Source organism: Acinetobacter sp. WC-743 (genome assembly GCF_000335555.1).
GTDB classification, from domain to species: Bacteria; Pseudomonadota; Gammaproteobacteria; order Pseudomonadales; family Moraxellaceae; genus Acinetobacter; species Acinetobacter bereziniae.
The window spans coordinates 91,726-106,772 of the sequence record NZ_AMFQ01000096.1 but is presented as its reverse complement, the minus strand read 5'-3'; the positions used below and the strand labels follow the sequence as shown (position 1 = coordinate 106,772).

Annotated in this window: 11 protein-coding genes; 7 read left to right on the top strand and 4 right to left on the bottom strand. The window is 39.1% G+C overall.

Annotation, left to right across the window (positions count from 1 at the left end; genetic code table 11):
- The 3 genes from ACINWC743_RS13655 to ACINWC743_RS13645 all read left to right on the top strand — a co-directional run.
- Nucleotides 1-1,796, top strand: a 1,796-nt coding sequence (locus tag ACINWC743_RS13655; RefSeq protein ID WP_035301186.1) for a YadA family autotransporter adhesin, incomplete at its 5' end; no start/stop codon positions are given.
- A gap of 500 nt (nt 1,797-2,296) precedes the next feature.
- A complete protein-coding gene (locus ACINWC743_RS13650) occupies nt 2,297-3,922 on the top strand; it encodes an inorganic phosphate transporter (RefSeq protein WP_004827988.1) in 1,626 nt (541 codons plus the stop codon).
- Nucleotides 3,923-4,117: 195 nt separating this feature from the next.
- Nucleotides 4,118-5,575, top strand: a complete 1,458-nt coding sequence (locus ACINWC743_RS13645) for a capsule assembly Wzi family protein (protein ID WP_035301184.1) — start codon at nt 4,118-4,120, stop codon at nt 5,573-5,575.
- A 76-nt stretch (nt 5,576-5,651) separates the two neighbouring features.
- Here the strand turns inward: ACINWC743_RS13645 and ACINWC743_RS13640 are convergent, their stop codons facing one another.
- Nucleotides 5,652-6,098 carry a GNAT family N-acetyltransferase gene (locus ACINWC743_RS13640; protein WP_005030864.1) on the bottom strand — a complete coding sequence of 149 codons (447 nt, stop codon included), beginning with the start codon at nt 6,096-6,098 and terminating at the stop codon, nt 5,652-5,654.
- Between the two features lie 149 nt (nt 6,099-6,247).
- Between ACINWC743_RS13640 and cysD the strand changes: the two genes are divergently transcribed.
- From cysD to ACINWC743_RS13625, 3 genes are all read left to right on the top strand, one after another.
- The gene (cysD, locus tag ACINWC743_RS13635) at nt 6,248-7,156 is read left to right on the top strand and encodes a sulfate adenylyltransferase subunit CysD (protein ID WP_026040334.1); all 909 of its coding nucleotides are present in this window, start codon (nt 6,248-6,250) and stop codon (nt 7,154-7,156) included.
- 128 nt (nt 7,157-7,284) lie between these two features.
- Nucleotides 7,285-8,898, top strand: a complete 1,614-nt coding sequence (gene cysN, locus ACINWC743_RS13630; RefSeq protein ID WP_009585805.1) for a sulfate adenylyltransferase subunit CysN — start codon at nt 7,285-7,287, stop codon at nt 8,896-8,898.
- A 462-nt stretch (nt 8,899-9,360) separates the two neighbouring features.
- Nucleotides 9,361-9,543 (top strand): hypothetical protein, encoded by a 183-nt coding sequence (locus ACINWC743_RS13625; RefSeq protein WP_004827996.1) that lies wholly within the window; start codon nt 9,361-9,363, stop codon nt 9,541-9,543.
- A gap of 110 nt (nt 9,544-9,653) precedes the next feature.
- On the opposite strand, the gene ACINWC743_RS13620 is transcribed toward ACINWC743_RS13625, so the two are convergent.
- Both ACINWC743_RS13620 and ACINWC743_RS13615 read right to left on the bottom strand, forming a co-directional pair.
- On the bottom strand, nt 9,654-10,202 hold the full coding sequence (locus tag ACINWC743_RS13620; RefSeq protein WP_009585848.1) for a DUF2239 family protein: 549 nt from the start codon (nt 10,200-10,202) through the stop codon (nt 9,654-9,656).
- Between the two features lie 172 nt (nt 10,203-10,374).
- Nucleotides 10,375-11,877: an outer membrane protein transport protein gene (locus ACINWC743_RS13615; protein WP_009585849.1), complete on the bottom strand. Its 1,503-nt coding sequence runs from the start codon at nt 11,875-11,877 to the stop codon at nt 10,375-10,377.
- Between the two features lie 273 nt (nt 11,878-12,150).
- Here ACINWC743_RS13615 and ACINWC743_RS13610 point away from each other — a divergent pair, with 273 nt between their 5' ends.
- Complete coding sequence (locus ACINWC743_RS13610; RefSeq protein WP_009585845.1) at nt 12,151-13,143, top strand: NAD(P)H-quinone oxidoreductase; 993 nt, start codon at nt 12,151-12,153, stop codon at nt 13,141-13,143.
- Nucleotides 13,144-13,264: 121 nt separating this feature from the next.
- On the opposite strand, the gene ACINWC743_RS13605 is transcribed toward ACINWC743_RS13610, so the two are convergent.
- Nucleotides 13,265-14,275, bottom strand: coding sequence for a zinc-binding alcohol dehydrogenase family protein (locus tag ACINWC743_RS13605; RefSeq protein ID WP_009585840.1), 1,011 nt, complete (start codon nt 14,273-14,275; stop codon nt 13,265-13,267).
- Between the last annotated feature and the right edge of the window lie 772 nt (nt 14,276-15,047).

Genomic DNA, 15,047 nt, shown 5'->3' with positions numbered 1-15,047 from the left:
TACAGGGTGACAACATTGTTGTGACCGAAACCCAAGGTAAAAATGGTCAAAGTGTTTACAACGTTGCAACTGCGAAAGAAGTGAGTTTTAACAAGACTACAGTGGGTACGGTGATCACCGACAGCGCAACAGGTAAAATTACAGGTTTGACTGCGGGTGAAGTCAGTGCGACCAGTACAGATGCGATAAATGGTTCACAACTTTATGCGACTAATAAAGCCATCGCAGACAGTAAAACCCATTATGTCAGTGTCAATGATGATGGTGTACAAGCAGATAACTACAACAATGACGGTGCAACTGGTAAAAATGCACTGGCAGTCGGTGTAGGGAGTAAAGCAGCAGGTGAAAATGCTGTAGTGATTGGTTATAACAACAATGTTGCACAAGATAAAACGGTTGCATTAGGTAGTTCGATCACCACCACTCAAGCCAATAGTGTGGTAATCGGAAATGAATCCGCAGATCGTGCGGCTACTTCCGAATCTAAAGTGACCATTCTTGGTCAGGACTATGCCTTTGCCGGTGTAGGCTCTGCGAGTAATGGTGTGGTCAGTGTCGGTAAAGTCGGCGGTGAACGTCAAATCATCAATGTTGCAGCGGGGCAACTCAGTGCAACCAGTACCGATGCAGTCAATGGTTCACAACTCTATGCGACCAATCAGGCAATTTCATCATTACAAGGTCAAGTGGGTGGCGCAAAAAGTACTGTAACTGAAGGCAAAAATACCACCATCACTAAAACCACCAATGCAGATGGTTCAACTGATTACCAAGTCGCAACCAAAGATGATGTGAGCTTTGACTCAGTCACCGTAGGTAACATCAAAGCAGATGCGCAAACAAATAAGATCACTGGTTTGGCTGATGGTGAAGTGAGTGCAACGTCCAATGAAGCTGTTAATGGTAGCCAACTCCATGGGACTGCTGAAAGTGTTGCCAATGTTTTGGGTGGCAATGCAAAAGTTAATGCAGATGGTACTGTCAGCACCAGCAATATCGGCAACACAGGTAAAGACAATGTGCATGATGCTATTGCTTCATTACAAGGGCAGGTAGCAGGTTCTAAGACCAGTGTCTCTGCGGGTAAAAATACTGTGGTGAACAGTAGCACCAATGCAGATGGATCAAATAATTATCAAGTGGCTTTGGCAGATGACATTAACTTGAACTCGGTGACTGCAAATCAAGTTACAGCCAATCAGGTAAAAGCAGACCAAGTGATTGCCAATCAAGTCATGGCAAATCAGGTCAATGTCGGTAAAGTGACTATTGATGGGACCAGTAATAAAGTCAGTGGTTTAGCCAATGGTACGATTAGCAAAGACTCTACAGATGCGATTAATGGTTCACAACTGCACCAAACCAATAGCAATGTTGCACAGTACCTCGGCGGTGGCTCAACATTGAACCAAGATGGCTCAATCAAAGCGCCAACCTATAATGTAGCGGGTGGAAGCTATAATAATGTAGGGGATGCATTGGGTGCAGTCGATACACGTGTTAGCAACCTTGAACAAGCATTCTACAACACCAACAAAAATGTAGATGATTTACGCAACGATACCTATGCAGGGATTGCAGGTGCAATGGCTGTGGGTAATTTACCGCAACCGACTGAAGCGGGTATGAGCATGATGAGTGCAGGGCTTTCAGGTTATCGCGGTGAAACAGCCGTTGCAGTGGGTATTAGTGCGATTAGCGACAGCAACAAGATCATTTGGAAAATGGGGGCGTCTGCAGACAGTCGTAGCAATATCGGCGGTGCTGTATCGGTAGGCTACCAATGGAAATAATCTAAACAGGAAGTTTTGATTTCAGCATTTTTCATGTGACGCTCTTAAAACTTAGTCCCTTCGGGGACTGAGTTTTTTATAGTTATATTTTTCGAGTCTAAGCGAAAGTTGGCTTTAAATTTGCACCTTTGTATTTTGTATAACGCTAAATTGTATTGTCGAAATTTAAGCAAAGCTTATTCAAAAATAGTGTTTGTTTTTTCATCAAATTGTCACAAATATCGCAGATACTGAGTGGAAATATTGGTCACCTGTCATATTTGACGGAAATATTACAAATATTATTTCAGAGTGAAATGTAAAAATTTAATCAAATTAATTTTATTTAATTATTTTAAATCATTGAATAAAATAAATAAAAATATAGATTGAGTCGCAAGTATTGCGAAATACTGAAGTGAAAAAAGTAAAAAATTCACTTCATTGGGGAGCTATTTGTCATATAATTGTCACAATTTAATTGAACAATAAGCGCATTCTAATATTCGCTTACCTTCTGCATGAATTCGAATTTACCTCCCGTCTCAGATTCTGCATCATCGTCTCAAGCTGCTAAATCGACGAATGTGCATGTACCTACACCGAAGTTTTTTATGCCGGTGTTTCTGACGATTATTATTGCAACCTTGATTTATATCGGGGTGCAAGTTAGTGCAGATTTAGCACATGTTCCACCTTTAAGTCTTTATTCAGTCATTCTTTTAGCGACTGCTTTATTCATTGCTTTAGGCTTTGAGTTTGTAAATGGTTTTCACGATACTGCCAATGCTGTGGCTACCGTGATTTATACCAACGCCTTACCTGCACCAGTTGCAGTGATGTGGGCAGGTTTCTGTAATTTTCTTGGGGTCATGGTTGCAAGTGGTGCTGTTGCATACGGGATTATTGCATTACTTCCTGTTGAATTAATCATGAATGTGGGGAGTGGTGCTGGCTTTGCAATGGTTTTTGCAATGCTCATTGCTGCAATTCTCTGGAATCTAGGAACTTGGTTTTTAGGGATTCCTGCATCGAGTTCCCATACTTTGATTGGTTCAATTTTAGGTGTGGGAATCATGAACTACATTTTGCACGCATCCAGTGGTGCAAGCGGTGTAGATATGGATCAGGTCATTAAAGTTGGTAAAGCATTGTTGTTTTCTCCTTTAATTGGTTTTGCTTTTGCAGCAGTGGTCTTCCTGATTGTTAAAAAGTTGTTTAAAAAGCAACTTGAATTGTTCCAACCACCAGAAGGCAATAAACCACCACCACCTTTGATTCGTGCAATTCTTATTTTTACCTGTACAGGGGTAAGTTTTGCGCATGGTTCAAATGATGGTCAAAAAGGTATGGGACTGATCATGCTGATTTTGATTGGTATTGTGCCTTTGGCTTATTCTTTAAACCGTGGTTTGGACCAACAGCATTTACAGTCATTCTCACAATTGTCTGGTCAAACAGCAACAGCGATTTATGCAGAACATGCTGATATTCCAGATGAGCAAGCTCGTGCAACGATCACGAAGTTTATTCAAACCAAAGAGTTAAATCCTGCGGTTGTTCCTGCTTTAGCAAGTTTGACCGATCATTTGGGTGAGCGTGTAGGTCAGTTTGGAAATCTTCAGGATATTCCAGAAGCTGAAGTTTCTTCTTTACGTAATGATATGTATTTAAGTACAACGGCATTTAAACGTTTAGATAAAGCCGATCAACTTCCAAAAATGGATGAAGCTCAAGCTAAAGTTGTAAAAGATTACCGCAAGAATCTCGATTCATTCTTACAATATATTCCAAACTGGGTAAAAGTTGCTGTTGCCTTGGCTTTAGGTCTAGGTACGATGGTGGGTTGGAAGCGTATTGTGGTGACTGTGGGTGAGCGTATTGGTAAGCATCATATGACATATGGTCAGGGCATGTCTGCTGAACTGGTAGCAATGTCAACCATTGCTGCTGCGGATGGTTTTGGTTTGCCTGTATCAACAACCCATGTCCTGAATAGTGCGGTTGCAGGAACGATGGTTGCCAACAAATCTGGGTTAAATTTTGCGACTGTCAAAACCATTCTTTCTGCTTGGATCTTTACTTTACCTGCAACTATTTGTTTATCAGGTGGATTGTTCTGGTTATTGTTAAAAGTCTTTAATTAAAAGCAGTCGTATTGATTTTTCTGAAAAAGAATGTTGGCTGTCTTGGCATTTAAAATATTTAAAAGTGTACTTCGGTACACTTTTTTTTCGAATGATGTATGCGTTTTTGCAATGCGAATAACACAATTTCACCATTGAAAAAAACTTTTAAAATAACTATGGTGTGGCAGTAAATCACACTTGAGAAAAATGAGCATGTATTTAAGAAAAGCACTGTATGCTGCTGTGTTATTTGGAATGTCTTTACCTGTTTTGGCTCAGGGAATTGTATTAAATAATCAAGATATCCGTACAGATTTAAACTGGTTAAATCAACAAGGTGTGATTCAAATCAGCACTTCAACTTGGCCAATGAGTGGTGATGAAATTCAACGTGCATTATCTCAAGCGAAGATTTCGAACAACACACAACAAAAAGTTATTGATTCAATTCAAAATGCATTAAAAGCTGATAATCAAACAGCAAAACTGGGTTTATTTGCAGAAACAGATCAGAAAAATATTCCGCAAGCTTTTGGCGATCGTGAAAAAGCACAATATGTTGGGTCACTTGAGTTTAATGGTGGTGGTGAAAACTGGGATGCCAAGCTGCGTGTGAATGGCGAAAAAGATCCTCAGATTGACAATCGCCGTGATGTCAATGTTGAAGGCTCATACATTGCTGGAAAATTGTGGAATCAATGGGTGATTGCAGGTCAAATTCCAACTTATTGGGGACCTGGGCATGATGGAAGTTTGATTCGTGGTGATGCCAGCCGTCCAGTCTACGGTTTTACCGCGCAACGCGCTGAACAAAAAGCTTTTGAATCTAAATGGTTATCTTGGATTGGACCTTGGCAATATCAAGCTTTTGCTGGACAGTTAGAAGATTATAAAGCCGTGCCTGATGCTAAGCTTTTAGGATTCCGTTTGACAGCTCAGCCTTTACCTTATTTAGAATTAGGGGCTTCGCGTATTTTGCAATGGGGCGGTGACGGACGTCCAGAAAGTTGGAGCTCACTTTGGAATGCAATCAAAGGGAATGATAACTTTGAAAACGGTGATGAAGATAAATCCAATCAAATCGCAGGCTTTGATGCTCGTTTAAACCTTCAATCCTTATTAAATGTTCCAGTCAGTTTTTATGGGCAATATGTGGGTGAAGATGAAGCAGGATTTTTGCCTTCTAAGAAAATGTATTTAGCAGGCGTAGACTACTCTACAAGTTTTAAAAATATGCCGGTTCAGTTTTATGCTGAATGGGCTGATACAACCACGAATGGTGATCCACTCGGAATTTCTTATAGTCATCGAATCTATGGAGATGGTTATTATCAGCAAGGTTTCCCACTTGGACATGCAATGGGTGGGGATGGAGAAATGATTTCCTTAGGTGGTAATATTCGCTTTGATGTGATGAATCGCTTATCAGGACGTTTAATCTATGCCAAAGTAAATCAATCAGCTGGAATATTTGGCGATCATGAAATCAATCTCGCATTTCTAGAAAAGGATAAGATTAAAGCTCTAGATTTAACATGGACGCATTATATTAAACCGACCATGCCTTTAAAAATTAATGGCTGGGTCAGCGATTCGGATGTACACGGCAACGATGCTGGTGCTTCTGTAGGAATTGAAATTCCTTTAGATAAATCGATATTGGGGCATTAATTTATCTTGATTTGAACTGTATACCATTGGTTCTTGAGGTATACAGTTCAATAAGTTGAATAAACCCATAATCTGATCAAGCTAATGCTTTTTTATATTGAATAAACCCTGTTTTAGTTGCAATACGATCATATAGATATTGAGCAGTGATATTAGATGCTTGAGTCAGCCAATAGATGCGATCAAATTTTCCAGTACAGACCTGATAACAATGCTCAATTAATTGTTGGGCTAAACCTTGATTTCTAAACTGTTCTTTGATGAAAAGATCCTGTAAATAACAATAGGGTAAATTCGTCCACATGCTTGGATGAGAAATCAAATGTACAAAGCCAACCACCTGACCATTTACTTTGATGGCAAAGCCAAACATATCCGTTTGATCAGGATTTGTGATTCGCTTCCAAGATAATCTTATTTGTTCGTCGTTCATCTGTGCATTATAAAATCTTAAATAGCCTTGCCAAAGGGGGAGCCATTGCTCAAAGTGAACTTCTTCTAAGGCAATAATTTGTGTAGACATCGCGATCTCATATTTTTTTGCTTATGATGTTTTTATATATGAATATAAAAAAACAAGCAAAAGGGTTAGCGTGTAAATCACTATAATGAATATAAATTTTAATATGTGTAATAAGTACACGTTTTTGTGAGCTGGTGCTGTCAATGCCTATATCTGAGGAAAGACTTACTCATCTTAAACAGCTTGAAGCTGAGAGTATTCATATTATCCGTGAAGTTGCTGCTGAGTTTGAAAATCCAGTGATGCTTTACTCAATTGGTAAAGACTCAGCTGTCATGCTGCATCTTGCTTTAAAAGCATTCTATCCTGCAAAACTTCCTTTCCCACTGTTGCATGTCGATACAGGTTGGAAGTTTAAGGACATGATCAAATTCCGTGACAACATGGCAAAAGAACACGGTTTTGACCTGATTGTGCATCAAAACAAAGAAGGTAAAGATGCTGGCGTAAATCCATTTGATTATGGTAGTTCAAAATATACCGATATTATGAAAACCCAAGGTTTAAAGCAGGCTTTGGATAAATACCAGTTTGATGCGGCATTTGGTGGCGCGCGTCGTGATGAAGAAAAGTCACGCGCGAAAGAACGTGTTTATTCTTTCCGTGATTCGAAACATCGTTGGGACCCTAAAAACCAACGCCCAGAACTTTGGAATCTTTATAACGGTAAAGTCAATAAAGGTGAAAGTATCCGCGTTTTCCCATTGTCAAACTGGACAGAGTTAGACATTTGGCAATATATCTATCAAGAAAGTATTCCTTTGGTGCCACTATATTTGGCTGCTGAACGTCCAGTGGTTGAACGTAGTGGTACGCTGATCATGGTGGATGATGAGCGTATGCGCTTAAAAGAAGGTGAAGTTCCACAAATGAAATCGGTACGTTTCCGTACTTTAGGCTGTTATCCATTAACAGGTGCAGTTGAATCAACTGCAACAACATTGCCCGAAATTATTCAAGAAATGCTTCTAGCGACGAGCTCAGAGCGTCAAGGTCGTATGATTGATCATGATGAGGCTGGTTCGATGGAGAAGAAAAAGCAAGAAGGCTATTTCTAAGTATTTTTATATGAATCTCCCCCTAACCCCTCTTTATAAAAGAGGGGGAACTCCAGCAAGAAAATGGAGGATTTGGGAGGATTTAAAAATATAGCAACCGATTTCAAAATATTGTGGAGCTTTGAGCAATGTCTCATCAATCAGAATTGATTAGCCAAGATATCTTGGCATATTTAAAACAGCATGAAAATAAAGACTTACTGCGCTTTTTAACATGCGGTAATGTGGATGATGGTAAATCAACGTTAATTGGTCGTTTGCTTTACGACTCAAAATTGATTTACGAAGATCAATTACAAGCCGTGACACGCGACTCTAAAAAAGTAGGCACAACAGGTGATGCACCAGACTTGGCATTGCTTGTTGACGGTCTACAAGCGGAACGTGAGCAGGGAATTACCATTGATGTGGCTTACCGTTATTTCTCAACGGAAAAACGTAAGTTCATCATTGCCGATACACCTGGGCATGAGCAATACACGCGTAACATGGCAACAGGTGCATCGACTGCTGACCTTGCGATCATTTTGATCGATGCTCGCTATGGTGTGCAAACACAAACTCGCCGTCATACTTTTATTGCAAGTCTTTTAGGGATTCGCAATATTGTGGTTGCGATTAACAAAATGGACTTGGTTGAGTTTTCTGAAGCACGTTTCAATGAAATTCAAGTTGAGTACAACAATTTCGTTAATCAATTGGGTGATCGTAAACCTGCCAATATCATCTTCTCGCCAATTTCAGCGTTGAACGGTGATAATGTTGTGAACAAATCAACGAATACGCCGTGGTATCAAGGTCAAACTTTGATGGAAACGTTGGAAACGGTTGAAATTAGCCATGACGTTAGCAAACATGAATTTCGTTTCCCTGTGCAATACGTCAATCGCCCCAATCTCGACTTCCGTGGTTTCTGCGGTACGATTGCATTAGGAGAAGTGAAGGTTGGCGATGAAATTGTAGCTTTACCTTCAGGCAAGAAATCAACAGTGAAAGAAATTGTCACTTTTGATGGTAATTTAACACATGCAATTGCTGGTCAAGCAGTGACTTTGACCTTGAATGATGAAATCGATATTTCTCGTGGTAATGTTTTGGTCAAAGCAGGCGAGCAACCGCTCATTTCACGTTCTGCTCGTGCGACGGTCGTATGGATGACTGACCAGCCTTTAGTTTTAGGCAAACTTTATAATGTGAAGTTCGGTACACAAACGATTCCTGCGAAAGTTGCAAAAATTAACTATCGTACCAATGTGAATACCTTGGAAAAAATTCAAGTTGAACAGCTTGATTTAAATGCGATTGCTGATGTAACGATCGAGTTTGATGCGCCTGTTGTATTTGATCGTTATCATGACAGTCGTTATACAGGTTCATTCATTTTTATTGATCGTTTAAGCAACGTCACTGTCGGTGCGGGTATGGTCGAAGCGGCAGTTGAGTGGACTGCACATAATGAGCCTGTGACTGCTGAAGCACGTGCTGCACGTTTAGGTCAAAAACCAGCGGTTGTTGCAGTATCTGCACAAGCACTTGAAAATGCACAAGCACTCGAAAGCTTGTTGATTCAGCAAGGTGTTGTTGCGATTGCAAAAGCAGGGCTATCAAGTGATCAAGTTAGTTTACTCCGTCAAACAGGTGTTGTGGTGGTGACTGATGTTGAACAGGGTGCTGATGTAGCATTTGCTCAAGAAGCAGTTGAAGAATTGGCTGAGAAAATTGTGGAATTGGTTCGCCTTTAATTCTTTAAATATATTTAAATAGACCCGCCTTATGGCGGGTCTATTTTGAAAGAAATGATAGAGGGTACGCTTAATACACAAAACAATCTTTATCTAGAATAGCTGTTCTTATACCAATCAATATTATTCACTCAATATCAATGAATGAGTTTTTGCTTTTTTCATCAGCCAATTTTATCTCATGTCGTTATCACGATTGGCGGCATGGATGTCGCCATCGCTCAAGAGTGATATGGATATCCCCTTTGACTTGAGCAAAAACAGAGCATTGATTCTATTAATTTAGAAATTGTATTTACTGTATAAGTTTTTAGCAGATTGGCTATATTGATCATGTAAGTGGGCAAATAATATGATCATCATATAAGCACCGCTATGAAATCGAACAAAAACAGAGTAAGTACAGTAAAACCTAAAAAATTTAGTTTTAATTTAGCTTAAGCTCTAAGTGGATAGAATGTAATGAAAGTATTGTTCCTTGTCATGATCGTTTCTGGATTAACAGCTTGTGCGTCGAATCAATCTAAAATATATGAACCGACCAAAGAGTGTCGTCATTATCATGCAATGATGACAGCACCGATGGATCCAATGGCGATGCAACGCTTAAAACAGGCTTGTGATGATTCAGAAAATCAGAGATAACAATGCGTTGTATATGACGGTAACACAAATACTTTGAAAAAAATAGCTCATAAAAAAATGCTCTCGTCCAATGGACCTAGAGCATTTAAGAATGTTTAAGGATGTTTTCCTTAAAATGCATAATTTGATTTAGCCAATAAATATGTCTTGATATCTTCAGGGCAATTTTCAATTAAAGCAACAAAGCTTTCTTGATTGTCTCGATACAAAGCTCGAGCGGCTTCCTCATAATTGGGGATATTGCTCGACATAGCAGACATAAAGCGATCTATGGCTTGTTTTACCATCATTTTATTACTTTCAGAATGCGGATTATTGAGTTCTTGATCAATCAATTTTCGAATCACCGCTGATGCACTCGAGTTTTGCTGATCTAACCAATTCCAATGTTTTTCTTGCAAGGTGATTTCACGAGAGATGACTCCCAACTTTGGTCGTCCCACTTTCTTGATCACTTCAGGCTCGCCATAACGTTGCTGGATATCAAGTTCAGAACCCATGATATTGACATCGATCTGCTGACCTGTCTGATCATTAAAAATCAGAACTGGTGTAGAGATATTGCCTTGTTGTTTGATCATCAGTGCGACATTAAGCAGTTGATCACTGATTAATTGCCGATGACCGATAAAGGCTGTGTAGGTTAGTTCAGTATTCATTTTAAAACCTATTGGTATTTTATCTGGGTAAAAATAATTTACGATTGGATATTATCAGGGTAAAATACAAATAGCAATCAAAAAATAACCAAGTTTTGAGATGTCCCAAATTTAGACCATAAAAAAAGCATGTAAAACTTGAAGAATTACATGCTTGTTAAAATGAAATAGCTTAGAAGCGATAACCCATTTTTAAACCATAAGCGATTGCATTGTTGTCTTTAAATTCAGCCACATGTGCATCAGTACCGACTTGTGAAGAGGTTTGTGCTTTAGCATCGCCGAGCCAGAAATATTTTACGCCGCCCGCGATAAAGGTGGCTGGTGTTGGACTGTATTGAAGTCCTAAGCCAACATTCCAATAACCTTCAGTGGGTCCTAAAGTGGTGACTGGGTTACCTGCTCCAGAGTCCCAACCCACTGAAACATTCCCAGCCCAATGATCATTGACTTTACGACCGACACCCACTGTTGCCGAGATTTGATCATCATAATAATCTGCTAAATTAAATCCATTTGGCTTTCCGACCAAAGGTCCTACTGCTTCAGAAACTGCACCAAACTTAACTGGGCGAATAACAAAATCTTTCCAGTTTACCCAACGTAGATTTGCAAAAGCCACCGTATTTGCCATGATTCCTGTTTGGAAGTCTAAGTTGACTGATTGAGGGGTGGTAATACGCGTTTTTCCACTGGCATTCTGGATTTTACTAATCGCAGCTTGTCCTCCTGGAAGTAAAGCCAGCGCACCTAATGCTGAAATATTTTCTTGCACATTCGTATCATGATCAATTTCAGAGCGATAAGTGACAGATGCTTTTAATGCAATTTCAGGAATTTGGAAAGCGACACCTGCTAACCAACCTACACCGCTGGTTTCTTTGATCTTGTTGTCATAGCCATTAAATACACTATAAGCTTGACCACGAAGACTGACTGAACCTTTTACAGTTTGGTAAACACCACCCCCATAAATATTGAAGTTTTTATTGGGTTGAAAACCAAAAACCATCGATAAGTTTTGAGAATCCACTTCTACTTTGGTATTGCCTTTACCTAGACTGGCATTGGCTGCTGCAATACCTTGATCCACTTTATTGGTAATACCATTTTGTACTACGGCATCAACGCCTGCTTTGATTGTTGAGTTAGTATTGTATTGGCTAATCATTTCAAGCAATTTAGCTTGCCCAGCAGGAGTGGAAAGATCCTCCCCCTGACCTTGTAAAACAAGACCAACACGTTGTTGTACAGACATGTTATTAAATGTGGAGTTAATTGTACTGGTTCGTAATGCGCTTAAACGTGCCTGTGGTAATACCGTATCATTTGGAGATGAAACAAAGACATTTTGACCACTGTATGCTGCATCTGCTCCAAAAGGTTGGTCATATAACAAACCGAATGAAACATTGTCTGTGACTTGTAACTTGATTGCTGCGGATGGAAAGTAATAGTCATCTCCCATGTCTGAAATATGTCGACGACTTTCTGATGTGTCCGCTTCACGCCCTTCTACAGTGGGGTCTAAAACAGAGATACCTGCTTCAAAATAATTACCTGGCTGTAAAAATGCTGACATAGATTGTCCTGATCTATCTAGAGCTGCTGCGTACAGTGCAGAGCTGGGAAGATAAATAGACATCATTGCGATGAGTACTTTATTGATTCGCATATTTATCGTCTCCTTGACAATATACTTTGAAATTATTTTTATGGCGCTTTATTGATTAATGCTTAATCATATTCATTATGATCAGTTTGAACATATCAAAATTAGAGTTTGAATCAAGTACTAAATGATAAATTTTTGATAAAAAGTATTTTTATTTTCTCTAATAAGTTTCAATGATGATCTTTGTAGACCTTGGTGGAGAAATATTTGCAGATTTGATGGTTTATGTTCAAATATCGAGAGCATTAAATTCACGAACTAGGAAAGAAAAATATGTCTACAAAGTCTATGCAACAGATCATTATTACAGCGCCGGGCGGTGTAGAAAAACTCGCATATGAAGATGTGGCAGTTCCGCAACCTAAAGCAGATGAAGTTTTGGTAAAGGTTTATGCTTTTGGGATTAATCGCCCTGATATTTTACAAAGACAAGGCTTATATCCAATGCCCAAAGGGGTTACACCAGTGCCAGGGTTAGAAGTTGCTGGCGAGGTTGTTGCGATTGGAGAAGATGTAAGCTTATTTAAACTTGGAGATAAGGTCTGCGGACTGACCAATGGTGGTGGCTATGCAGAGTATTGTGTTGTACCAGAATCTCAAACCATTACGATTCCTGATGCGGTGAGCTTTGTTCAAGCTGCGGCAATACCTGAGACCTTCTTTACCGTATGGGCGAATGTGTTTCAAATGGCACATGCCAAAGCAGGTGAAACACTTTTGGTACACGGTGGGGCAAGTGGTATTGGTACGACTGCCTTAATGTTAGCGCAATCTTTAGGTTTGAAAAGCTTTGCGACCGTTGGTTCTGATGAAAAAGTCGAAGCGATTGGGCATTTAACGGATGCGATCAACTATAAAACCGAAGATTTTGAACAAGTGATTCTCGAAAAGACTGAAAATGCAGGAGTTGATATTATTCTTGATATGGTCGGAGCGCCTTATCTGGAGCAAAATTTAAACTTGCTCCGAAAAGATGGACGTTTGGTCTATATCGCTTTTCTCGGTGGTGCTAAAGCTAAAGAGGTCAAATTGGGACAAATCATGATGAAACGCCTCACCATTACAGGATCGACGATGCGCGCACGCAATACAGCTGAAAAAGCTGAAATTGCGCAAGGCTTAATGACCCATGTTGCTCCACTTTGGGCGAAAGGTGAATGTTTACCGATGATTTATAAAACATTTCAATTTGATCAAATTCAAGCTGCTCATGCATCAATGGATACGGGTGAGCATATTGGTAAAGTTGTCGTAGAAGTCATTTAAAACTTTATGATGAGTATCATCATTTTAGTCTCTTTGATGATTTAAAAGTAGTTGATTAATATCGCTTAAATCCTTGCACATAGATTTAAGCGATCAATAAAAATCAGCGTGATTCAGAAAATCAAAAACCTTCCAAAACGATTTTACCAATGCTTTGTCCCGACTCAATCATCTTGTGTGCTTGAGTTACATGCTCTACATTGATTGTGCCCAAGTTTTGTCCCAACGTCGTTTTAATCCTATAGTCATCAATTAATTTGGAAATTTTATTGAGAATGTCACCTTGTCGTGCCATATCTTTGGTCTGAAATGTAGAACGAGTGAACATTGACTCCCAATGAATAGACACAGATTTGATTTTAAAAGGATTAATAACAAAGTTCTCAGGGTCATCAATCAAACCAAAATGCCCCTGTGGTGCAATTAAATTTGCAATTGCCTGTGTATAACGTCCAGTGCCATTGATTGAAAATACATAATGCGGTGAACCAATATTGAGGTCTAAAATTTGCTGTTCCAAGGGTTGACTGTGATCTACGATAAAATCCGCGCCAATTTCTTTTAGCCAAGCTTTGGTTTCTGGTCGAGATGCAGTGGCGATTACAGTAAATTCAGTTAATACTTTGAGCAGTTGAACGGTAATTGATCCGACACCGCCTGCTGCGCCAATCACTAAAATGATAGGATTTTCTTGTTTGGTATCTTGAATTTTTAAACGATCAAATAACATTTCATAAGCGGTTAACGACGTTAAAGGTAGAGCGGCAGCCTCGGCATTACTAATGGATTGAGGTTTTAAACCTACGATGCGTTCATCTACCAATTGATATTCTGCATAAGAACCTTGTCTTTGGTTAGAGCCTGCATAAAAGACTTCATCACCAACTTTAAAGTTTTGAACTTTGTCACCAATGGCTTTAACAATCCCGACTGCATCATGACCCAAAATTTTCCATGCTTCATTGTCCGGTGAGGTGCGTTGACGCATTTTGATATCGACAGGATTAATTGAAATCGCTTTGATTTCAATTAATAGGTCGTGACCAGTTGCGACTGGGGTATCAATTTCAATTTCGGAAAAAACATGGGTTTCAGTAATTGCTAAAGGTTTTTTATAGGCAACAGCTTTCATGAGGTTCACTATTTTTTATTGCGTTATCAAATCAATAGCAAAAAAAAAGCGTAGAGGAAAGCATAAATTTGTGAGTAGATGATTATCCTTTAAATTTAAATGAGTATCTTTAACCTGAGTTCGATAAAAATCCTTGATGAAAGATGATACAGCCAAACCGCCTGATTATTCATACAAGTGTTTTGGATGATTCATTTATTTTGTACTTTTGAATCATAGATGGTCTTGCGATCGTGAGGCGATATGGATGTCGCCATGTTGAGCGGGGGTATGAGGGTGTACCCCTCGCTCAACGAAAGATTTTTGTCACTTTTCATCTCTGAAAAGTGAGGCATCGACTACGCAAAATAATTTAAACTTTAGAAGTAAAGCGTGGCAGTGCAAGCTTTAGATCATCAAACAATCTATTGATCGCTTTCATTTTATTGATCAAGAGAAATGAAACGCTATTGATGGTTGCGCTTGCGGAGCTCCGCTCCTCATTCTAAAATTGGATGAAAAGGTAGCAAGAATCCATAGAGATTTATTATTTTTCAATGAGTTGAATATTTAATTGCATCGAACTCACGTTATTTTTAATAAAAAATTCGACCACAAAAAATCAAAACTAGATTGAAGAAAATTCATGAACTGTAAAAGTAGGGTATAAAGCGAAGATATGATTAAAATTTTACCACCACTTTGTCATTATTTTTAATGGAATAGATATAAACAACAATGCTTGAGAGAATTGCGAAAAGTACACAGATGGTGGCTAAGCAAAACAATAGTA

Bases quoted from the DNA above. Each gene is read 5' to 3' on its own strand.
- ACINWC743_RS13610 (WP_009585845.1), top strand. From the start codon at position 12,151: ATGTCTACAAAGTCTATGCAACAGATCATTATTACAGCGCCGGGCGGT.
- ACINWC743_RS13645 (WP_035301184.1), top strand. From the start codon at position 4,118: ATGTATTTAAGAAAAGCACTGTATGCTGCTGTGTTATTTGGAATGTCT.
- ACINWC743_RS13640 (WP_005030864.1), bottom strand. From the start codon at position 6,098: ATGTCTACACAAATTATTGCCTTAGAAGAAGTTCACTTTGAGCAATGG.
- ACINWC743_RS13615 (WP_009585849.1), bottom strand. From the start codon at position 11,877: ATGCGAATCAATAAAGTACTCATCGCAATGATGTCTATTTATCTTCCC.
- ACINWC743_RS13625 (WP_004827996.1), top strand. From the start codon at position 9,361: ATGAAAGTATTGTTCCTTGTCATGATCGTTTCTGGATTAACAGCTTGT.
- ACINWC743_RS13650 (WP_004827988.1), top strand. From the start codon at position 2,297: ATGAATTCGAATTTACCTCCCGTCTCAGATTCTGCATCATCGTCTCAA.
- ACINWC743_RS13605 (WP_009585840.1), bottom strand. From the start codon at position 14,275: ATGAAAGCTGTTGCCTATAAAAAACCTTTAGCAATTACTGAAACCCAT.
- cysN (WP_009585805.1), top strand. From the start codon at position 7,285: ATGTCTCATCAATCAGAATTGATTAGCCAAGATATCTTGGCATATTTA.
- ACINWC743_RS13620 (WP_009585848.1), bottom strand. From the start codon at position 10,202: ATGAATACTGAACTAACCTACACAGCCTTTATCGGTCATCGGCAATTA.